Raw genomic sequence first — 19,135 nt, forward strand, 5'->3', positions numbered from 1 at the left:
CGGCCTCTCGGGGCCGCCTTTTTTGTGTCATGTGCCGGGAGTAAGTACCACTTTGCCTACCAATCCTCGCCGGGCCATAGCCTCAAACGCCGAACGCCATTGAGACAGTGGCACGATCCGATCGATCGGAGGCGTAATCAGACCGGAACTGGCCAGTCGCCCCACTTCGTCCGCAATCCGTTTGCCGCGCTCGGGAAAGCGCCGGGCATATTCGCCCGCGCGCACGCCGACGACTGAGAAACCCTTAATCAGGGGAATGTTCGTGGCGATATCGGCGATCCGCCCGCCCGCAAATCCGACCACCAGCAATTTGCCGCCGAATGTCACGCAGCGGGTGCTTTCATCAAAAACGTCCCCTCCAACGGGATCGCAGACGAGATCACATAGTTTGCCGCCGGTGATTTCTGCCACCTTCTCGCGAAAACGGCCTTCCGAAACGATCACCGCATCGGGAGCGTAGAGCCTTTTGATCGCGGGGACTTTGTCCGGAGAGCCTGTTGCCGCGATGACTTGGGCGCCCAGCGCTTTTGCGAGGTCGATCGCTGCGAGCGCCACTCCGCCGCTCGCGCCGTGAACCAGAACCCATTGCCCTGCGGTGAGGCCGCCCAGTTCCACCAATGCGGTGTAGGCGGTGTTATACGCCGCGCCGAGTGCGGTCGCCTGGGGATAGTCGAGCCCTTGCGGGGCGAGCCGCAAACTGATCTCGGGCACTGAAGCGTATTCTGCCATCGCGCCGGTCTTCGCGCCGCCGATCACCCGGTCACCTGCGGAGAACCGGCTTTCCTTCCCCGCTGCTACAACTTCGCCTGCAAGCTCCATACCGGCGGTGAAAGGCGGCTCTGGCTTGAACTGGTAATCACCCTTGGTCATCAGCAAGTCGGGGAAGTTCAGCGATGCTGCGTGGACCTTCACGAGGACTTCGCCAGCCTTTTGCGCTGGCACGGCGATGTCGACTAATTCGCAGCCGGAAAGGTCGTCGCTAAGCGATGTGACTTGCAGCGCCTGCATGGTGATCAAAAACTGTCCTTGCCTGCACGCAATGCGGCAAACGTTTCGACCGGATCTGCGCCGCCCCATTTTTGCATCAGCGCCGGATTATCCGCCCGCAGGAACGGATTGGTAGCTAGCTCAAGTTCGAGCTTTGTCGGCACTGTCGGTTCACTCTTCGCGCGCTTGCGTTCTATCTCGGTTGCATATTCGGCCAGAGCCGGATTGTCCGGATCGGCGTGCAGCGCGAACTTCGCATTGGCGGCGGTGTATTCATGTGCGCAGTAGAGCATCGTTTCCGGCGGCAGAGCCTTGATACGCTGCAGGCTGTTCCAGAACTGTTCCGGCTCGCCTTCGAACATCCGCCCGCAGCCCAGCGCGAACACGGCGTCGCCGACGAAGGCCGCGCCTGCTTCGGGCATGTGAAAAGCGACATGGCCGTTCGTATGGCCGCCAACGTCGATCACTTCCGCGTTCCAATCGCCCATCTTTACGGTGTCACCGTGCGACACCACCCGGTCTATCGGGCTCAGCTTCTCCACTTCCTGCGGTGCGATGATGGTGCAGCCTGTGGCATCCTTGATCGCCTTGTTCCCGCCGGCATGATCAGGGTGCCAGTGAGTGTTCCAGATTTGCGTGATCGTCCACCCTTTGGCCTTTGCCTGTTTCAGGTATTCTTCGCCATCGGGTGTGTCGATGCACACGGTTTCGCCGCTGGCTGGGTCGTGGACGAGATATCCGTAATTGTCGGACAGGCACGGGAACTGATGGATTTCTATCATCCCGCGATCCTACGCAGGGATGCGCGGCGAGGGAAGGGGGCGCGGTTGACTGGCACCGTTCGGGCCAGACACGAAAAAGCCCGCCAACTCTTTCGAGCGGCGGGCTTTCCCAATTTAGTCAAAGCTGTCGGAGAAAGACTTAGTCTTCCTTGCCCTTCAGAGCTTCGCCGAGAATGTCGCCCAGCGATGCGCCCGAATCGGACGAACCGAACTGTGCCACTGCTTCTTTCTCTTCAGCGATCTGACGCGCCTTGATCGAGAAGTTAGGCTTCTTCGAGCGGTCGAAACCGGTGACCATTGCGTCGATCTTGCTGCCGGTCTGGAAGCGATCGGGACGCTGTTCGTCACGGTCACGGCCAAGGTCCGAACGCTTGATGAAGCCGGTCGCGCCATCGTCGCCAGCCTGCACTTCGAGGCCGCCATCGCGAACTTCGAGGACAGTCACGGTGACTACGTCGCCACGCTTCAGGCCGCCACCAGCGGCGCCTTCTGCCGATGGTGCACCCTTTTCAAGCTGCTTCATGCCGAGGCTGATGCGTTCCTTGTCGGTGTCGACATCGAGAACGACTGCCTGCACTTCTTCACCCTTGCGGTGGAGAGCCAGAGCGTCTTCGCCCGAGATGCCCCATGCGATGTCGGACATGTGAACCATGCCGTCCACATCGCCTTCGAGACCGATGAACAGGCCGAATTCGGTAGCATTCTTGACTTCGCCGGTGACAGTCGAGCCAACGGGGTGCTTGTCTGCGAATTCTTCCCACGGGTTGCCCTGGGCCTGCTTGAGGCCGAGCGAGATGCGGCGCTTTTCGCTGTCGACTTCGAGAACGACAACATCGACTTCCTGCGAGGTCGATACGATCTTGCCCGGGTGGACGTTCTTCTTGGTCCAGCTCATTTCCGAAACGTGGACCAGGCCTTCGATGCCCGGTTCGATTTCGACGAATGCGCCGTATTCGGTGATGTTGGTGACAGTACCCTTCAGCTTCGCGCCAACCGGGTATTTCGCACCGACGCCGTCCCATGGATCGCTTTCAAGCTGCTTCATGCCCAGGCTGATGCGCTGGGTTTCGCTGTTGATGCGAACGATCTGGACAGTAACAGTCTGGCCGATTTCGATGACTTCGCTCGGGTGGTTGACCCGCTTGTAGCTCATGTCGGTGACGTGCAGCAGGCCGTCGATGCCGCCGAGGTCAACGAACGCACCGTAATCGGTGATGTTCTTGACGACGCCGTCAATGACCTGGCCTTCAGCCAGTTCGCCGATCAGTTCGCTGCGCTGTTCAGCACGTGTTTCTTCGAGGATCGAACGACGCGAAACAACGATGTTGCCGCGGCGACGGTCCATCTTGAGGATCTGGAACGGCTGTTCGATATCCATCAGCGGAGTGATGTCGCGAACCGGACGGATGTCGACCTGCGAACCGGGCAGGAAGGCCACGGCGCCGTCGAGGTCGACCGTGAAGCCGCCTTTGACGCGGCCGAAGATGCGGCCGTTTACGCGAGCGCTTTCGCCGAATTCGTTTTCGAGCTTGTCCCATGCAGCTTCGCGGCGTGCGCGGTCGCGGCTGAGCATTGCTTCGCCGTCTGCATTTTCAACGCGGTCGACAAACACTTCGACTTCATCACCGACCGACAGGCCGTGATCGTCTTCACCGCGGGAGAATTCTTTAAGGTCGATGCGGCCTTCGCTTTTGAGGCCCACGTCGACAACGGCCTTGCCGTTTTCGATTGCAGTGACAGTGCCTTTAACGACGCGGCCTTCGAAACCACCGTCTTCTGCACCGCCAAGCTGTTCGTTAAGAAGCGCTTCAAAATCCGAGCGCGTAGGATTGGCTGAAGTTGCCATAGGTTAGGGTTTTCCTAATACTGTATTTTACCGGCCACCAGGTTGTTTCCCGGGGTCTTTTCTCCACCGCGGCGGAATTGCCTTGGTGGGCCAAGAGGGCCGAACTCTTTGCCGTGCCGAATGCAGCAGCAAAGGCCTGCCGGACAAAAATGCCCGCCAGACGAGCGCGCGCCTAGTGCAGGGGCCGCGCAAAAGCAAGCTTTTTACGCCTGCAAGTCCTACAGAATGGAACACATGGAACACTGTACAGGTGGAAACATTTGGCGGTCTGTTCTGCGTCCGCTGCACCGCGCGAAGATCAGGTGTAACGAACGGACAGGCCGGTGGGGCGGGAAGGCTGGGCATCGGCGCAGTTAGGCGCGCGATACTGGTGTAGGACAGCGCAATGGCCCGCTGTGGTTATTCGGCGCGGGCCTGTGCAATGGCATCAAGGGCAGCGGCGAAAGCTTCTTCGATGCCAAGCTGCGATGTGTCGATGACATAGGCATCGCTGGCAGCCACGAGCGGCGCGTCCTTGCGGTTTGTGTCCCGTTCGTCGCGCCGGCGCAGGTCGGCGGCTATCTCTTCCAGAGTGATGGAAGCTCCGCGTTCCTGCATTTCCTTGAACCGGCGCTGGGCGCGGGCATCGACGCTGGCTGTGATAAACAGTTTCACGTCGGCATCGGGTGCGATGACTGTGCCGATATCGCGCCCGTCGAGCACCGCACCGCCATCTTGCAGGGCGAATGCACGTTGGCGCTCGAACAATGCCTGACGAACGGCGGGATGAACCGATGCTCGGCTCGCGAGGCTGCCGGTCGCTTCATTGCGCAGGACCGGGTCTTCGAGCAGTTCGGCCGGGAAATCGACCGCTGCCAGCGCATCAGCGGCATTGTCGGGATCGCCGCCATTCAGCAAGGTTTGCCGTCCGACTGCGCGATAGAGCAATCCGGTGTCCAGATGCGGCAGGCCAAAATGGGCGGCGATCCGTTTCGAAATCGTCCCTTTGCCTGACGCGGTAGGGCCATCGATGGCGATGATCATTTCGATTGTCTCCGTGCCATGATCGCTTTGGTCAGCCCCCAGATCGCAACGCTGATCCAGATCGCTTCCAGAACCAGCGATGGCAGGTTGGTGTGCACCAGCAAGGATACCGCCAGCAGTGTTGCGCCAACCAGATTGGTGCCGTGCAGAATGAATGGATCGGGCGAATCCTTGGCCGTCAGATAACCATAGGCAGACACGATCATGATCATGCCGACGAACCCGACCAGCGTGGCCCAGTCGAGCGGAGGCAGGGCCATTTCAGTCACGTGCGGCCTGCGCCAGCAAGGTTTCGAATGTGGGGAAGCTGGTGGCGATCGGGCGAGTGTCGTCAACCTCGACCCCGGCGCTGCTCGCGATACCTGCAACAGCCATGCTCATCGCGATCCGGTGATCGAGGTGGGTGGTGACCGGTTCTCCCGATGTGCCGGGCAGGGGCGCGCCGCCAGTGCCGGCGATGATCAGGCCATCCCCTGTTTCCTTAACCCGTGCGCCTGCGGCGGTAAGCGCAGCGGCCATTGCTGACAGGCGGTCGCTTTCTTTCACCCGCAATTCTTCCAGTCCGCTGGTGGTGGTCACGCCGCTGGCACAGGCAGCTGCCACGAACAGGATGGGGAACTCGTCGATCATGCTCGGCGCGATCTGGGGGTCGACCTCGATACCTTTCAGTGCGGAGTGTTTGACGCGCAAATCGGCGACAGGCTCGCCGCCGATTTCGCGCTCATCCAGCAATTCGATCGAGCCGCCCATTTGTTGCAGCATGCCAATCAGGCCGGCGCGCGTATCGTTCAGCCCGACATTCTCGATTGTCAGATCGCTGCCGGGGGTGAGCAGGGCTGCGACGATGAAGAATGCGGCTGATGACGGGTCGCTGGGCACAGTGATGGTCTGCGGCTTGAGTTCAGCCTCGCCGCGAATACGTATGTGCCGCTCGCCTTCCACCAATTCCACGCTCAGATCTGCGCCGAATCCTTTTAGCATTCGCTCTGTATGGTCGCGGGTGGGGACAGGTTCGATCACCGTAGTCACGCCCGGAGTGTTCAATCCGGCAAGCAGCACCGCGCTTTTCACTTGCGCAGAGGCGACCGGCAGTCGGTAAGTAATCGGTACGGCAGGAAGGCTGCCTTTCATCATCAGGGGCAATGTGCCGCCGGGGCTTGCTTCGAAGCCGGCGCCCATCTGGCCCAGCGGATCGATTACGCGGCCCATTGGCCGACCGGAAAGGCTCGCATCGCCGGTGAAAGTTGCGGAAATCCCGTGACTGGCGACCAGTCCCATCAACAAACGAGTCGAGGTTCCGCTATTGCCCATGTCCAGCGCCTGATCCGGCTGCAACAGCCCGCCAACGCCTACGCCGTGGATCGACCATTCGCCGTCGGACGTTTTCTCGATTGCCGCGCCCATCGCGCGCAGCGCATCGGCGGTTGCCAGCACATCGTGCCCTTCCAGCAGACCGCTGACGCGGGTTTCGCCGACCGCCAGCGCGCCAAACATCAGCGCGCGGTGGCTGATCGATTTATCGCCGGGTACGCGGATGGTGCCGGTCAGCGCTCCCATCGGTGAAAAACGTTTCGGGGTAGGGGTGTCAGGCAATGTTGGGCTTTCGAACTGGGTGTCTCTGAACAAGCGGGGCTTTGACACTGCGATTGCCCTATGGCAAGGCGCGCCCGCACTGATTCAGGCCTTGTTTTCTCCAAGCGCCGAACCCAATAGGCATACAGCAGTTTTCGCTCCGGACTAACCGTTCGGACAGCATTTAAGGATTTACAATGGTCAAGCCAGAATGGGGCACGAAGCGTACTTGCCCGAAATGCGGCACCCGCTTCTATGATCTGGGCAAGGATGATCCCGCCACCTGCATCGAATGCGGTGAAGAATGGGATCCGGAGCCCGTCCTCAAGACGAAGCAGCCGATTCCGTTCGAAGACGCTGACAAGAAGAAGGGCGCAGAAGCAGACAGCGATCTGGCCGATGACGATGATGATCTGGGCGATGTGGACGAGGAAGAAAACCGTCCCGATTCCGACGTCGACCTCGGTGACGACAGCGAAGACCTTGCCGTTTCCAAGGGCAAGGGCGACGATGAAGCGCCCGAGAGCTAATTACGTACTTGCAATAGGGGGGCGTCCTGAATAAAGGGCGTCCTCCCGCACTTCGGTGCAGGTGACATCGATGGTTAAGGGGCCTTAGCTCAGCTGGGAGAGCGCAACACTGGCAGTGTTGAGGTCAGCGGTTCGATCCCGCTAGGCTCCACCATCGAAAACGAATTCAAGTCGGTTTTCTCAATGAACTCCGCACGCTGGCCAACGAGGTTTCGTTCGCCGGCGTTTTTGGCATTTGGCGCTGCGACCCCCATATCGGGGCTGAACAGCAAAGAGGAGTGAGCGTATGTTCGACAGTCTGTCTGATCGCCTGACCGGCGTATTCGACGGCCTGCGCGGCCGCGGCGCGCTCAAGGAACAGGACGTTCGCGATGCAATGCGCGAAGTCCGTATCGCACTTCTCGAAGCTGATGTTGCCCTGCCGGTTGTCCGGCGTTTTGTCGACGCGGTGACCGAGAAAGCCATCGGGTCCGAAGTCCTTAAATCGGTTACCCCCGGCCAGCAGGTCATCAAGATCGTTTCCGACGAACTGGTGCAAATGCTGGGCGGCGAAGAAACCGTCGGCCTTGACCTTGAAGCCAAACCGCCGGTCGTCATCATGATGGTCGGTCTGCAGGGTTCGGGTAAAACCACTTCGACTGCCAAGCTCGCAAAATTCATCCGCGAGAAACACGGCAAGAAGGCTCTGATGGCCTCGCTCGACGTCAACCGTCCTGCGGCCCAGGAACAGCTTGCCGTCCTGGGCGAGCAGATTGAATGCGCGACGTTGCCGATCGTTGCCGGCCAGCAACCGGTCGACATTGCCCGCCGCGCGCTTGAATCCGCGAAACTTCAGGCCGCCGACGTGCTGCTGCTGGACACCGCAGGCCGTCTGCACGTCGACGAAGCGCTAATGACCGAGATGAAGGCCGTGTCCGCGATCTCCGCCCCGCAGGAAGTCCTGCTGGTGGTCGACAGCCTGACCGGCCAGGATGCCGTGAACGTCGCGAAAAGCTTCACCGATGAAGTGCCGCTGACGGGTGTGATCCTGACCCGGATGGACGGCGATGCCCGCGGCGGTGCGGCGCTGTCGATGCGCCATGTCACGGGCAAGCCGATCAAGTTTGCTGGTACCGGCGAGAAGCTCGACGCGCTGGAGGCCTTCCACCCCAAACGCGTTGCTGACCGCATTCTGGGCATGGGCGATGTCGTCAGCCTGGTCGAAAAAGCCGCGGCGACGATCAAGGAAGAAGATGCCGAAGCCATGGCCAAGCGCATGGCCAAGGGGCAGTTCGACCTGAACGACCTGCGCACGCAGCTGAAACAGATGACCCAGATGGGCGGTCTGGGGATGCTCGCGGGCATGATGCCGGGCATGAAGAAAGCCAAGGCCGCACTCGCGAACAGCGGAATGGACGACAAGGTTCTGGTGCACATGGATGCGATCATCGGATCGATGACGCCCAAGGAACGCGCCAACCCCGCGCTGCTGAATGCGAAACGCAAGAAACGCGTTGCCGCCGGATCGGGCCTGCAGGTGCAGGACGTGAACCGGCTCCTGAAAATGTATCAGGAAATGAGCCGCGCGATGAAACAGATCAAAAAGATGGGCGGCCTGAAAGGGCTGGGCGCGCTGTTCGGCAAAGGCGGCATGGATGCCGCGATGCCGGGTCTTGGCGGGCCTGGTGGAATGGGCGGCGGAATGGGTGGGGGCGGCCTCCCTCCCGGACTACCCGGCCTCGGCGGACCCAAGAAGCGATAGAATTTCAGAACACCATAATTTCATTTTAATTCATAATATTACACTCGAAAGGTAAAATACCATGGCAATTGCACTCCGTCTCTCGCGTGGTGGCGCGAAAAAGCGTCCTTACTACCGCATCGTGGCTGCTGACAGCCGCAAGCCGCGCGACGGTAAGTATCTGGAGCAGATCGGCACCTACAATCCGCTGCTCGCCAAGGATGATGAAAAGCGCGTAACGCTGAACGAAGACCGCGCCCGTTACTGGCTCGGCGTTGGCGCACAGCCTTCGGACCGTGTTGCACGTTTCCTCGACGCTGCCGGCGTTCGTGAGCGCGAAGCACGCAACAACCCGAACAAGGCGAAGCCGGGCGAAAAGGCGACCGAACGCGCTGAAGAAAAGGCTGAAAAAGCTGCTGCAGCTGAAGAAGCGAAGAAGGAAGCTGAAGCCGCTGCCAAGGAAGAAGAAGCTTCCAACGAAAACACTGCAACCGGTTCGGTCAAGTCGGAAGAAACCGCTGAAGCTGTTGCCGATGCGGCTGAAACCACTGACGGCGACACCGCTGAAGACAAGGCAGCAATTGCCGAGCAGACTGCAGAAGCCGGCGTTCCAAACGACCAAGCTGACGACACTGCTACCGAAGACAAGGGCGAGTAATCTCTCCCATGCAGGACAAGCCCGTCACGCTCGCTGCCGTAACCGGTGCGCATGGCGTGACGGGCGAAGTCCGTCTGAAACTGTTCGGCGAAGGCATCGCCCAGCTGAAACAGTATAAGAGCTTCAACGACGGGGCTCTCACTCTCAAGAAAATCCGCGACGACAACAAGGGCGGCGCCGTTGCGCGCTTTGCCGAAGTGTCCGACCGCAATGCGGCGGAAAAACTGCGCGGTACGGTCCTGACAATCCCGGTTTCGGCATTGCCCGAACTGGGTGAGGGCGAATATTACCACGCCGATTTGCTGGGCCTGCCCGCCCATTCCGAAAGCGGTGAAGCGCTGGGCACGATCTGTGCCGTCGAAAATTACGGCGCGCAGGATGTGCTGGAGATCGAACGACCTTCGGTTGACGGAAAGCCCGGCAAGAAGTTCATGATCCCGATGAACAAGGCAGCGGTTGTCGAATGGGACGACACACGCCTTGTGGTTAGCGACGATTTCGCCGACATATAGGCCATGAGCCACACCCTGCCCGTCGCCATTATCCAGGCCGCGCCGATCCCGCTCGCGATTGGAGATGGTATCACCAAAGCGGTGGAACTGGCCGAACGCGCGATCAAAGATGGTGCGAAACTGGTGGCTTTCGGGGAGACTTTCCTCGGCGGCTATCCGGTATGGCTGGATGAGGCACCCGGCGCGGCTTTGTGGGACCATCCCGGCACGCGGGCGCTGCACCGGATCATGCTCGAAAACGCGATTGTCGCGAATGACGAGCGGCTCCTTCCGCTGCAAGAGCTGTGCGACGAACATGATGCCTGCATCTCTATCGGCGCGCATGAGCGGGTTCGGCAGAGCCTTTACAACAACCAGTTGATGTTCCGTCCGGGTCAGGACCCGTTGCCGCACCGCAAGCTGGTGCCAACCCACGGCGAACGGCTGATCTGGATGCGCGGGGACGGTTCGACGCTCGGCGTGCACCAGGCGGAATGGGGCAAAGTCGGCTCTCTCATCTGCTGGGAGCACTGGATGCCCTTGGCGCGCGCGGCGATGCACAACCTCGGCGAGAGCGTGCATGTGGCGGCATGGCCCACCGTGCGCGAGGAATACGCACTCGCCTCGCGGCACTATGCGATGGAGGGCCGCTGCTTCGTGCTGGCGGCGGGACTGGTGCAGCGACGTGACGATCTGTTCGACGGGCTGGAGCGGGTCGGCGGCGATGCTGCGGCGAAGGAACTGATCGAGGCGATCGAGGGCGATGCGCTCAATCGCGGCGGCTCGATGATCATCGCGCCGGATGCCCGGATCGTGGCGCTGGCGAGCGAGGGAGAGGAAACGCTATTTGCTGACCTTGACCTAGGCGAGATCGGGCAGGGGCTGGCGAGCCTCGATACGGACGGTCATTACTCAAGGCCCGATGTGTTCGAGCTGCGCGTCGATGCCCGGGCGAAGGATGGCATCAAATGGACTTAGCTACCGTGATTCTTGGCGGGCTTATTGTTGCCGCCATGGCTTTTCTCGGCTCCTCTATTCTCGGGTTTTTGGCTACAGGTATCTTTGCCTTTGCATTTCCCAAGATCGACAAGCGACGGTTCGCAAAAGCGGTGACGGCGATACCGCCGGTCATGATGTGCGTGCTCGTTGCAATCATTCTCATCGATAAGTCAGATAGTGCGCTCTCTGAAACGGAGATTACCTCGATTCCCACTTTCGTCGTCGGAGCGGCGCTCGCGCTGCTAGTCGCTTGGCCCCTCAGCTATTTTTTAGTGCGAAAGGTTTGGCGCTTGGGCGTGAAGGCATCATGACCTTCGCCGCCACCATCCTCACGCTTTACCCCGAGATGTTCCCCGGGCCGCTGCGCCTGTCGCTCGCCGGCCGTGCGCTGGAGGAACAAAAATGGTCGCTCGACACGATCCAGATCCGCGATTTCGCGACCGACAAGCACAAGAACGTTGATGGCACGCCCGCTGGCGGCGGGGCCGGAATGGTCTTGAAAGTCGATGTGCTGGCCGCGGCAGTCGACCATGCAAAGCGGGTGCAGCCCAAGGCGCCGATCCTCGCGATGACGCCGCGCGGGAAGCCGATTACTCAGGCGCGCATTCGCGAACTGGCAGCGGGGCCAGGCGTCACAATCTTGTGCGGCCGGTTCGAGGGATTTGACGAGCGGATTTTCGAAGGGCGGGAGATCGAAGAGGTCGCTGTCGGCGACATTGTTCTGTCGGGCGGAGAGCCTGCGGCATTGATGATACTTGATGCTTGCATTCGCCTGCTTCCCGGCGTAATGGGCGCGGCTTCTAGCGGTACCGAGGAATCCTTCGAAGAAGGGTTGCTCGAATATCCGCAGTATACCCGACCTCAGGAATGGGAAGGGCGCACGATCCCCGAAGTGCTGCGATCGGGGGATCATGCGAAGGTCGCAGACTGGCGCAAGCAAATGTCTGAAGATCATACACGGTTACGCAGGCCGGACCTTTGGGATCGCTACAGTGGCGATCGGGACCAGCCTGCCTCTGGCGCGCGGCGAAAAGATAAGGACCAGGGCAAATGAACCTGATTCAAGAACTCGAAGCCGAAGCAATCGGCGCGCTGGGGAAGGACATCCCCGAATTTCGTGCTGGTGACACCGTCCGCGTTGGCGTGAAGGTTGTCGAAGGTACGCGTGAACGTGTCCAGAATTTTGAAGGCGTTGTCATCGCCCGCTCCAACCGCGGCATGGGCAGCAACTTCACCGTTCGTAAAATCAGCTTCGGTGAAGGCGTGGAACGTGTGTTCCCGCTCTATTCGCCGATCGTGGACAGCATCACCGTGGTTCGCCGCGGTATCGTGCGCCGCGCGAAGCTGTACTATCTGCGTGGCCGTACCGGTAAGAGCGCTCGTATTGCCGAGCGCCGGATGAACGCCCCCAAGGCGTAAGTCTCGCAATATCGAATTGAAGAAGGGCGGTTCCTGCGGGAGCCGCCCTTTTTCGTTGGCGCACCCTTGCCTGACACGGCACGCGCGTTAGGACACCGGTATCCGAAAGAGAGAGGTCGTCCCTTGATATGCGTTTACTGCTCGCTGCTGCCGCTTCGCTTGCCCTTGTCGCGCCGATGCACGCCGGAGCTCACCCGATGAGCGCGGAGAGAGACGATACGCAAGGCGATACGCAAGACGGTGCGGCGGAGCTCAGCTTCGAACGCGTGTTCGCGTCACCATCGCTTGACGGGTCCAGCCCGCGCAAGGCGAAGCTTTCACCTGACGGCCGGTTTCTCACGCTGCTGCGCAATCGGGAGGACGACCGGGACCGCTATGATCTGTGGGCCTATGACCGCGAAAGCGAAGAATGGGCCATGCTGGTCGATTCGGAAAAGCTCGGCTCGGGACGTGAGCTGTCCGAAGATGAAAAGATGCAGCGCGAGCGTGCGCGTGTCGGCAATCTGAAGGGCATAATCGATTATCAATGGACCTCGGACGGGGCGGGCATTCTGGTTCCGCTGGACGGCGATCTCTACCTTGCCGATCTGAACGGCGAAGCGAGCCGGCTGACCGATACCGAGGAAAGCGAACTCAACCCCGCGCTGAGCGAGACCGGCAAGTACGTCTCCTTCGTGCGGGAGCGCCAATTGTGGGTCGGAGAGGTCGGCGCGGCGGCCAATCCGGTCACCCCGAAAGAAGGCGACACGATCCGCTGGGGCGAGGCGGAATTTGTCGCACAGGAAGAAATGTCGCGGCTCACCGGGTATTGGTGGAGCCCCAACGACAGCCGTATCGCGGTCCAGCGGACCGATGAAAGCCCTGTCGGCATCGTCACCCGCGCTGCAATCGGCGCGACCGGAACGAAGGTGTTCGATCAGCGCTATCCGGTCGCTGGCAGCGACAACGCGATCGTGGAACTGTTCGTGATGAACCCCGATGGCAGTGACCGGGTGCAGGTCGATCTGGGATCGGACCGAGACATTTACGTCGCCCGCGTGGACTGGGCACCTGATGGAAGCGCGCTCTACGTTCAGCGGCAGAACCGCGCCCAGACGGTGATGGACATGCTGCGGGTCGATCCGGCGACGGGCGAAAGCGCGGCTGTGTTCACGGAAAACGCCGCGCGCGAGAATTACTGGATCAATCTGTCGGACAATTACAAATTCCTGAAAGGCAGCGATCCGCGCTTGCTGTGGTGGAGCGAGGTCGATGGTTTTGGCCACCTCTATCTGCGGGGCATCCCTGAAGGGGAAACTGTGCAACTGACCAGCGGTGAATGGGTGGTCAGTGCGTTGGTGGGTGTCGATCAGGACCGGAATATCGCCTATTTCACTGCGAACCGTGACGATCCTCTGGAACAGCACGTATATTCGGTCAGTCTGACGGGCGGGCCGATCACCCGTCTTACCGAACGCGGCTATACCCACAGCGCGACTATGGACAAGGACGGGCAGACGCTCCTGGTGACCCGTTCCGGCCACAATCAGCCCCCGCAAACCTATATTGCCGACGCAAAGGGCGACCGGCTTGCATGGGTGGAAGAAAACGCACTCGGGCCGGATCATCCTTACAGTGACTTCCTCTCAGACCACCGTCCTGCCCGGTTCGGTACGATCAAGGCCGCAGACGGAACCACGGACCTGTTCTGGAAAATGGTCACGCCAGAGATGGAGCAGGGCAAGCAGTATCCGGTCTTCTTCTATCACTATGGCGGACCCGGTCCCCAGATCGTGACAAAGGGCTGGGACGGTGCGCTGCAGCAGGCGGTTGTCGATGCGGGCTACATCTGGTTCGAACTCGACAATCGCGGAAGCGCCAATCGCGGGGTCGACTTTGAGCAGCCGCTTTACCGCGCAATGGGCGGGGTCGAGGTTGCCGATCAGAAGGCTGGTGCCGAGTACCTCAAATCGCTCGATTTCGTCGATCCGGCCAAGATCGCTATCTATGGCTGGTCGTATGGCGGATACATGACGCTGAAACAGATGCAGGCCGATCCGGGGCTGTATGCGGCGGGCATTTCGGGCGCTCCGGTGACCAAGTGGGAACTGTACGACACGCATTATACCGAACGCTTCATGGGCGATCCGCGCGAGGTGCCGGAAGCTTACGAGAAAGCCAGCGCCATTCCCGATGCGACCAGGATCAGCGATCCTTTGCTGCTGATCCATGGCATGGCGGATGACAATGTCGTGTTCGAAAATTCATCCGAACTCATCGCTACCCTGCAAGAGGGCAACGTGCCTTTCGAGATGATGCTTTACCCTGGTTACACGCACCGCGTGGCGGGTGAGAATATCAGTCCGCATATGTGGAATACGATCTTCGCATTCCTCCAACGGCACGGCGTTACTCCGCCCGAATAGGTTCTAGCTGAGCCATTCCAGGATGAGCGCGGCGACCCTGTCCGGAGCCTCAACCTGTGGGTAGTGGCCGATTTGCGGCAACAGGTATGCGTGCGCTTCGGGTACGCATTCCACCCACCGGTTGAAGGCGTGCTCGCCCGACACCGGATCCTTCGCACCGTTAATCAGGCCGACCCGTTTCTCGGCATTTTCCAGCGCCGTGATCCAGCGCGTTTTATGTTCCTGCCTGTCGCCGATGTAATGAAGCAGCTTGTGGAAAATGCGGTTGCCGTCCTGCTCCGCGATCAGAGACCAGAATTCGTCCAGTTCCTGTTCGCTGGGTTTGGTGTCGGGGCCGAACACAGCTGAGAAGCTTTTTCCGAAACCTTCGCGTTTCAGCAATCTGCTGACCAGGAAGCCAAGCGGCGATACGCCCAGCTTCTGGATCGGGCGGGCGCGGTGCTGGTCGGGGAATATGCCGCCATTCAGGAAGACCATGCGGCCAAGTCCCTCCGCGCCGGATTGCTCCTGCTGGCGGGCGAGCATCTCCTGCCCGACCGATACGCCGTAATCATGCACCACTGCATCGAATTGATCGACACCGATATGCTTGAGCAGGGCCAGCTGCATGTCGGTCTGGCGGTGGATTGAATAGCCGGATTGCGGCTTGTCCGAGAGGCCAAAGCCGATCATGTCGGCGGCGATCAGCATATGGCTGCGTGATAGCCGGTCCCACACCGGCGCCCAGTCCCATGAAGCGGTGGGGAAGCCGTGCACCATTAGCAGCGGCTTGCCTTTGCCCGCAGTCCAATAGGCGATCTTCAGCCCTTCAAACTCGAAATGCTTCGCGCTTTGGCGCCATTGATCGATAGACAGAGTGATTGTTGCCTCCAGTGTGACAGCGCAACCCCCCATTGCTGGCTTCCGTCTAACACGAATGCTGCTAGAGGGGCAGCGTAGAATTTCGATTTAGGAGAATAGGTTTGGGTTATCGGGTGGCAGTCGTCGGTGCGACAGGCAATGTCGGACGCGAAATGATGGCAATCCTTGCAGAGCGCGAATTTCCGATTGATGAGATCGCAGCTGTTGCCAGCTCACGCTCGCACGGGACCGAGGTGGAATTCGGCGACACCGGCAAGATGCTCAAATGCAAGAATATCGAGCACTTCGACTGGTCCGGCTGGGATATCGCCCTGTTTTCCGCAGGCAGCGGCCCGGCCAAGGAATACGCCCCGAAAGCGGCGGCAGCAGGCTGCGTGGTGATCGACAATTCGTCGCTCTACCGGATGGACCCGGACGTTCCGCTGATCGTGCCTGAGGTGAACCCTGATGCGATCGACGGTTACACCAAGCGGAACATCATCGCGAACCCCAACTGCTCGACCGCGCAGCTGGTCGTCGCGCTTAAACCGCTGCACGATGCCGCCACCATCAAGCGCGTCGTCGTATCGACGTATCAGTCGGTTTCCGGTGCAGGCAAGGCTGGCATGGACGAGCTGTTCCAGCAGAGCCGCGCGATTTTCGTCGGTGACCCGCTGATGCCGGAAACGTTCACCAAGCAAATCGCCTTCAACGTCATTCCGCACATCGATGTGTTCATGGATGACGGCTCCACCAAGGAAGAGTGGAAAATGATGGTCGAGACGAAGAAGATCCTCGACCCCAAGATCAAGCTGAACGCCACTTGCGTCCGCGTGCCCGTATTCGTCGGTCATTCGGAAGCGGTGAATATCGAGTTTGAGAACGAAATTTCTGCTACGGAAGCACAGGATATCCTGCGCGAGGCGCCGGGCATCATGCTGATCGATAAGCGCGAAGACGGCGGATATGTAACCCCGGTGGAAAGCGCTGGCGACGGTGCGACCTATATCAGCCGCGTGCGCGAAGACCCGACGGTCGAGAACGGCCTGGTGCTGTGGTGCGTATCCGACAATCTTCGCAAGGGCGCGGCGCTGAACGCGGTCCAGATCGCCGAATTGCTGGGCCGGCGGCACCTGAAGAAAGGGTAGGTCCTTGCGGCTCACCTTCGGAGTTCTTGCAGCGTTTGTCTTGTCTGGTTGCGGAGACCAGCGCGACGAACGCTTGCATAATCAGCCCGAGCCGAAAAGTGAGCGGGTGCAGGCGGTCGATATAGAACAGGAAACCCTTGTTCTGTCCGGCGACGGACTAGCTGCGGCATGGAGCACATCCGGCCTGCCTTTCGGTTCGGCAAGGATCGAGGTGGATGCCCTGCTTAGGTCCATGCTCGGGTCCAGCCTTTCAAATTCGACCAATTCGGAATGTGGTGCTGGGCCCATAGCGAGCGCAACCTATCCCGGCGGTTTGACCGTCAACTACCAGGAAGACAGGCTCGTTGGCTGGTTCCTTGCAGATGCTGAACAGGCCGGCCTGCTGCGGGTGGCAAGCAAGTTTGGAACCGAAAACACCGTGAGCGACCTCACGTCCGGGCTGGACGGGTTCGAGATGGTCGGCGGCAGCACTTTGGGGAATGAGTTCACTTCAGACATGGGCATCGGCGGTTTTCTGGACGAAAACGGGGTCGGCATCGATGCATTCTATGCCGGGACCAATTGCTTCTTCCGCTGAACAGCGCAAAAAGGGCGGCATGACCCTACAAGCTCAGCTCTATTTCTCGTTCCGCTCGCCCTACAGTTATCTGGCGATTGGCCGTTACCGTGCTTTGGCCGACATGTTCGATGTCGAAATCGATTTGCGGCCTGTATATCCGCTGGCCGTGCGCCAGCCCGATTTCTTCGAACGCAATCATCCCAACTGGCTGGGCTATACCATGCGTGACATGATCCGCGTGGCGCAGTTCCACGGCATTCCCTTCGGCCCGCCGAAACCCGATCCTATCGTGCAGGACATGAAAACCCGCACGATTGCGGAAGATCAGCCGCATATCTACCGCATCACCCGTATGGGCCAGGCCGCCGCGCGAGAGGGTAAGGGGCTTGTGTTCGCAGACGAAGTGGCCCGCTTGATCTGGGGCGGGGCAGAAGGCTGGAATGAAGGCGATCATCTGAAAAACGCCGCTGAGAAGTCGGGTCTCGACTGGGATGCGCTGACCCGGACAGTTGTAGAGGATGCCGAGGGCCTGGATGCGGAAATCGCCGCCAACCAAGAAGCCCTCGAAGCTTCAGGCCATTGGGGTGTGCCCACGCTGGTATTCGATGGGGAGCCGTTCTTTGGGCAGGACCGGATCGAGATGGTCCTGTGGCGCATGAACGAAAAAGGGCTTGCCGAACGATGAAAGGCGGACTGACCGGCGGGTGCAATTGCGGCGCTGTCGATGAAAGTCACAAGCTTGAACTTGCGGCCCATTTCTGGGTTCGCAGCAAGCAACAGTGGCTGCAATTGCCCGAGGAAATTGCGCAAATGGAAACCCAGCCTGAAGACGCGGCTGGATGGATTGAATTTTTGGGAGGTCCGATTTGACCGCTGCTCTGTCTACCCGGGTAAACGCCTTCGACGGCACCCAGCTTGCCGTGCACCGTATGGCCCCGGAAACAGGCGGGGGCAGGCCAGTCGTCTTGTTGCACGGGCTGTTTTCCAATGCAGACATGAACTGGATCAGGTTCGGCCACGCGCAAAAGCTGGTCGATGCCGGGTTCGAGGCAATCATGCCCGATTTGCGCGCTCACGGGATGAGCGGTGCGCCGCATGATCCGGCAAGTTATCCGGGCGACGTATTGGCCAGGGATGTTCACACTTTGGTCGAGGCTCTGGAACTGGAGGATTACGATCTTGTCGGTTTTTCTCTCGGCGCGCGAACATCGGCGCGGGCAGTGATTTCGGGACTTGAGCCGCGCAGACTGGTCTTGTCAGGCATGGGACTGGAAGGGCTTTCCGGCTGGAACAACCGAGCTGCCTTCTTCATCGATGCAATCGACCGTTTCGACGAGGTAAAGCGCGGCGATCCTGCATTCATGGCGGTCAGTTTCATGAAAACCATGAAGGTGGACCGGGTTGCGGCGCGTCTGCTCTTGCAATCGGTGGCCGATACCTCGTCGGACGAGCTGGCCAAATTGGCCATGCCGACCATGGTTTTGTGCGGGGACAAGGACAATGACAATGGTTCAGCCACGCGGCTGACAGAAGTTCTGCCCGATGCACGTTATGTCGAAATTCCGGGTACCCACATGAGCAGCGTCACCGAAGGCGCGCTTGGCGATGCGCTGGTCGATTTTCTGACATGAAACATTCCAAGCTGCGCACCGCATTCCTGACTCTATGGGGACTTGGTCTGGTTCTGTTTGGTGTCACGATAATTCTGGGGCTGCCGCTGGCGGTTTCAGCCGTTCCCGGCGGGATACTGGATCATCAGGCGGCAGGAACCGCCGCTGAAGTGGACCGAATTCAGCACGAATGGCGGCTGGCAGCATTGTGGAACCGTGCAGCGCTGGCGATGATGTCCGACCTGGTGTTCATTGGTATTTACGGCATCGGCAGCGTTCTTGGCGGGCTCTATTTCTTCCGATCCGGGCGCGGCGCAGTTCGGTTGATTGGCGGGGCAGTGCTGCTTGCGGGGGGAATATTCCTTGCAACCGACTACATTGAAACGATCAGCCAGTTTTCACAGCTTATGCGGTTTGAAGGCGATGATGCGAAAGCCGCGCTTGCAGCAACTGTTCGTCCCGTAAAGGTTGCCGCGTGGATTGCCACGTTTGCTGGCATCCTTGCGGCCCTTGCAATTCGTCGATTTCAGCGCCGAGCCAGTTGAT

22 protein-coding genes and 1 tRNA gene are annotated in these 19,135 nt (G+C 60.0%); 16 read left to right on the forward strand and 7 right to left on the reverse strand.

The annotated features are described in order from the left end of the window. Positions 1 to 27: 27 nt before the first annotated feature. The 6 genes from GRI43_RS03055 to aroA form a co-directional block, all read right to left on the reverse strand. Positions 28 to 1,008, reverse strand: coding sequence for an NADPH:quinone oxidoreductase family protein (locus GRI43_RS03055; RefSeq protein WP_160730607.1), 981 nt, complete (start codon positions 1,006 to 1,008; stop codon positions 28 to 30). 5 nt (positions 1,009 to 1,013) lie between these two features. After that, a complete protein-coding gene (gloB, locus tag GRI43_RS03060) occupies positions 1,014 to 1,769 on the reverse strand; it encodes a hydroxyacylglutathione hydrolase (protein WP_160729612.1) in 756 nt (251 codons plus the stop codon). 139 nt (positions 1,770 to 1,908) lie between these two features. After that, positions 1,909 to 3,615 (reverse strand): 30S ribosomal protein S1, encoded by a 1,707-nt coding sequence (gene rpsA, locus GRI43_RS03065; protein ID WP_160729613.1) that lies wholly within the window; start codon positions 3,613 to 3,615, stop codon positions 1,909 to 1,911. 399 nt (positions 3,616 to 4,014) lie between these two features. Beyond that, on the reverse strand, positions 4,015 to 4,638 hold the full coding sequence (locus GRI43_RS03070) for a (d)CMP kinase (protein ID WP_160729614.1): 624 nt from the start codon (positions 4,636 to 4,638) through the stop codon (positions 4,015 to 4,017). Next, positions 4,635 to 4,898, reverse strand: a complete 264-nt coding sequence (locus GRI43_RS03075; protein ID WP_160730608.1) for a CBU_0592 family membrane protein — start codon at positions 4,896 to 4,898, stop codon at positions 4,635 to 4,637. The genes GRI43_RS03070 and GRI43_RS03075 overlap by 4 nt, the downstream gene beginning before the upstream one ends. A 1-nt stretch (position 4,899) precedes the next feature. Continuing rightward, positions 4,900 to 6,195 (reverse strand): 3-phosphoshikimate 1-carboxyvinyltransferase, encoded by a 1,296-nt coding sequence (gene aroA / locus GRI43_RS03080; RefSeq protein WP_160729615.1) that lies wholly within the window; start codon positions 6,193 to 6,195, stop codon positions 4,900 to 4,902. 212 nt (positions 6,196 to 6,407) lie between these two features. On the opposite strand from aroA, the gene GRI43_RS03085 reads away from it, so the two are divergent. The 10 genes from GRI43_RS03085 (at position 6,408) to GRI43_RS03130 (ending at position 14,432) form a co-directional block, all read left to right on the forward strand. Continuing rightward, positions 6,408 to 6,740 (forward strand): TIGR02300 family protein, encoded by a 333-nt coding sequence (locus GRI43_RS03085; protein ID WP_160729616.1) that lies wholly within the window; start codon positions 6,408 to 6,410, stop codon positions 6,738 to 6,740. A gap of 78 nt (positions 6,741 to 6,818) precedes the next feature. Continuing rightward, positions 6,819 to 6,894 (forward strand) — tRNA-Ala (locus tag GRI43_RS03090). Positions 6,895 to 7,026: 132 nt separating this feature from the next. After that, positions 7,027 to 8,481 carry a signal recognition particle protein gene (ffh, locus tag GRI43_RS03095; RefSeq protein ID WP_160729617.1) on the forward strand — a complete coding sequence of 485 codons (1,455 nt, stop codon included), beginning with the start codon at positions 7,027 to 7,029 and terminating at the stop codon, positions 8,479 to 8,481. 61 nt (positions 8,482 to 8,542) lie between these two features. After that, positions 8,543 to 9,118 carry a 30S ribosomal protein S16 gene (rpsP, locus tag GRI43_RS03100; RefSeq protein ID WP_160729618.1) on the forward strand — a complete coding sequence of 192 codons (576 nt, stop codon included), beginning with the start codon at positions 8,543 to 8,545 and terminating at the stop codon, positions 9,116 to 9,118. A gap of 8 nt (positions 9,119 to 9,126) precedes the next feature. Next, positions 9,127 to 9,630 carry a ribosome maturation factor RimM gene (gene rimM, locus GRI43_RS03105; protein WP_160729619.1) on the forward strand — a complete coding sequence of 168 codons (504 nt, stop codon included), beginning with the start codon at positions 9,127 to 9,129 and terminating at the stop codon, positions 9,628 to 9,630. A gap of 3 nt (positions 9,631 to 9,633) precedes the next feature. Further along, positions 9,634 to 10,587 (forward strand): carbon-nitrogen hydrolase family protein, encoded by a 954-nt coding sequence (locus GRI43_RS03110; protein WP_160729620.1) that lies wholly within the window; start codon positions 9,634 to 9,636, stop codon positions 10,585 to 10,587. Beyond that, positions 10,578 to 10,919 carry a hypothetical protein gene (locus GRI43_RS03115; protein WP_160729621.1) on the forward strand — a complete coding sequence of 114 codons (342 nt, stop codon included), beginning with the start codon at positions 10,578 to 10,580 and terminating at the stop codon, positions 10,917 to 10,919. Before GRI43_RS03110 ends, GRI43_RS03115 begins: the two co-directional genes overlap by 10 nt. Continuing rightward, the gene (gene trmD / locus GRI43_RS03120) at positions 10,916 to 11,662 is read left to right on the forward strand and encodes a tRNA (guanosine(37)-N1)-methyltransferase TrmD (protein ID WP_160729622.1); all 747 of its coding nucleotides are present in this window, start codon (positions 10,916 to 10,918) and stop codon (positions 11,660 to 11,662) included. Before GRI43_RS03115 ends, trmD begins: the two co-directional genes overlap by 4 nt. Further along, positions 11,659 to 12,027: a 50S ribosomal protein L19 gene (gene rplS / locus GRI43_RS03125; protein WP_160729623.1), complete on the forward strand. Its 369-nt coding sequence runs from the start codon at positions 11,659 to 11,661 to the stop codon at positions 12,025 to 12,027. The genes trmD and rplS overlap by 4 nt, the downstream gene beginning before the upstream one ends. Positions 12,028 to 12,155: 128 nt before the next feature. After that, positions 12,156 to 14,432: a S9 family peptidase gene (locus GRI43_RS03130; RefSeq protein WP_160729624.1), complete on the forward strand. Its 2,277-nt coding sequence runs from the start codon at positions 12,156 to 12,158 to the stop codon at positions 14,430 to 14,432. A 3-nt stretch (positions 14,433 to 14,435) separates the two neighbouring features. On the opposite strand, the gene GRI43_RS03135 is transcribed toward GRI43_RS03130, so the two are convergent. Next, positions 14,436 to 15,326 carry an alpha/beta fold hydrolase gene (locus tag GRI43_RS03135; protein WP_160729625.1) on the reverse strand — a complete coding sequence of 297 codons (891 nt, stop codon included), beginning with the start codon at positions 15,324 to 15,326 and terminating at the stop codon, positions 14,436 to 14,438. 68 nt (positions 15,327 to 15,394) lie between these two features. Between GRI43_RS03135 and GRI43_RS03140 the strand changes: the two genes are divergently transcribed. The 6 genes from GRI43_RS03140 to GRI43_RS03165 are packed head-to-tail and all read left to right on the forward strand — an operon-like array spanning position 15,395 to position 19,134. After that, complete coding sequence (locus GRI43_RS03140; RefSeq protein WP_160729626.1) at positions 15,395 to 16,420, forward strand: aspartate-semialdehyde dehydrogenase; 1,026 nt, start codon at positions 15,395 to 15,397, stop codon at positions 16,418 to 16,420. A gap of 40 nt (positions 16,421 to 16,460) precedes the next feature. Further along, positions 16,461 to 16,997 carry an aspartate-semialdehyde dehydrogenase gene (locus GRI43_RS03145; protein ID WP_160729627.1) on the forward strand — a complete coding sequence of 179 codons (537 nt, stop codon included), beginning with the start codon at positions 16,461 to 16,463 and terminating at the stop codon, positions 16,995 to 16,997. A gap of 19 nt (positions 16,998 to 17,016) precedes the next feature. Further along, complete coding sequence (locus tag GRI43_RS03150) at positions 17,017 to 17,664, forward strand: 2-hydroxychromene-2-carboxylate isomerase (protein WP_160729628.1); 648 nt, start codon at positions 17,017 to 17,019, stop codon at positions 17,662 to 17,664. Next, the gene (locus GRI43_RS03155) at positions 17,661 to 17,849 is read left to right on the forward strand and encodes a hypothetical protein (protein WP_160729629.1); all 189 of its coding nucleotides are present in this window, start codon (positions 17,661 to 17,663) and stop codon (positions 17,847 to 17,849) included. Before GRI43_RS03150 ends, GRI43_RS03155 begins: the two co-directional genes overlap by 4 nt. After that, positions 17,846 to 18,610 (forward strand): alpha/beta fold hydrolase, encoded by a 765-nt coding sequence (locus tag GRI43_RS03160; protein ID WP_420849969.1) that lies wholly within the window; start codon positions 17,846 to 17,848, stop codon positions 18,608 to 18,610. The genes GRI43_RS03155 and GRI43_RS03160 overlap by 4 nt, the downstream gene beginning before the upstream one ends. Continuing rightward, positions 18,607 to 19,134, forward strand: coding sequence for a hypothetical protein (locus GRI43_RS03165; protein ID WP_160729630.1), 528 nt, complete (start codon positions 18,607 to 18,609; stop codon positions 19,132 to 19,134). Before GRI43_RS03160 ends, GRI43_RS03165 begins: the two co-directional genes overlap by 4 nt. The last annotated feature ends 1 nt before the right edge of the window (position 19,135 follow it).

The sequence above is a fragment of the Pontixanthobacter luteolus genome, from assembly GCF_009828095.1.
Classification (GTDB): Bacteria; Pseudomonadota; Alphaproteobacteria; order Sphingomonadales; family Sphingomonadaceae; genus Pontixanthobacter; species Pontixanthobacter luteolus.

What these genes read in the sequence shown, in the direction of transcription:
- GRI43_RS03055 (WP_160730607.1), bottom strand. Translation starts at nt 1,008, where the DNA reads ATGCAGGCGCTGCAAGTCACATCGCTTAGCGACGACCTTTCCGGCTGC.
- gloB (WP_160729612.1), bottom strand. Translation starts at nt 1,769, where the DNA reads ATGATAGAAATCCATCAGTTCCCGTGCCTGTCCGACAATTACGGATAT.
- rpsA (WP_160729613.1), bottom strand. Translation starts at nt 3,615, where the DNA reads ATGGCAACTTCAGCCAATCCTACGCGCTCGGATTTTGAAGCGCTTCTT.
- GRI43_RS03070 (WP_160729614.1), bottom strand. Translation starts at nt 4,638, where the DNA reads ATGATCATCGCCATCGATGGCCCTACCGCGTCAGGCAAAGGGACGATT.
- GRI43_RS03075 (WP_160730608.1), bottom strand. Translation starts at nt 4,898, where the DNA reads ATGGCCCTGCCTCCGCTCGACTGGGCCACGCTGGTCGGGTTCGTCGGC.
- aroA (WP_160729615.1), bottom strand. Translation starts at nt 6,195, where the DNA reads ATGGGAGCGCTGACCGGCACCATCCGCGTACCCGGCGATAAATCGATC.
- GRI43_RS03085 (WP_160729616.1), top strand. Translation starts at nt 6,408, where the DNA reads ATGGTCAAGCCAGAATGGGGCACGAAGCGTACTTGCCCGAAATGCGGC.
- ffh (WP_160729617.1), top strand. Translation starts at nt 7,027, where the DNA reads ATGTTCGACAGTCTGTCTGATCGCCTGACCGGCGTATTCGACGGCCTG.
- rpsP (WP_160729618.1), top strand. Translation starts at nt 8,543, where the DNA reads ATGGCAATTGCACTCCGTCTCTCGCGTGGTGGCGCGAAAAAGCGTCCT.
- rimM (WP_160729619.1), top strand. Translation starts at nt 9,127, where the DNA reads ATGCAGGACAAGCCCGTCACGCTCGCTGCCGTAACCGGTGCGCATGGC.
- GRI43_RS03110 (WP_160729620.1), top strand. Translation starts at nt 9,634, where the DNA reads ATGAGCCACACCCTGCCCGTCGCCATTATCCAGGCCGCGCCGATCCCG.
- GRI43_RS03115 (WP_160729621.1), top strand. Translation starts at nt 10,578, where the DNA reads ATGGACTTAGCTACCGTGATTCTTGGCGGGCTTATTGTTGCCGCCATG.
- trmD (WP_160729622.1), top strand. Translation starts at nt 10,916, where the DNA reads ATGACCTTCGCCGCCACCATCCTCACGCTTTACCCCGAGATGTTCCCC.
- rplS (WP_160729623.1), top strand. Translation starts at nt 11,659, where the DNA reads ATGAACCTGATTCAAGAACTCGAAGCCGAAGCAATCGGCGCGCTGGGG.
- GRI43_RS03130 (WP_160729624.1), top strand. Translation starts at nt 12,156, where the DNA reads ATGCGTTTACTGCTCGCTGCTGCCGCTTCGCTTGCCCTTGTCGCGCCG.
- GRI43_RS03135 (WP_160729625.1), bottom strand. Translation starts at nt 15,326, where the DNA reads ATGGGGGGTTGCGCTGTCACACTGGAGGCAACAATCACTCTGTCTATC.
- GRI43_RS03150 (WP_160729628.1), top strand. Translation starts at nt 17,017, where the DNA reads ATGACCCTACAAGCTCAGCTCTATTTCTCGTTCCGCTCGCCCTACAGT.
- GRI43_RS03155 (WP_160729629.1), top strand. Translation starts at nt 17,661, where the DNA reads ATGAAAGGCGGACTGACCGGCGGGTGCAATTGCGGCGCTGTCGATGAA.
- GRI43_RS03165 (WP_160729630.1), top strand. Translation starts at nt 18,607, where the DNA reads ATGAAACATTCCAAGCTGCGCACCGCATTCCTGACTCTATGGGGACTT.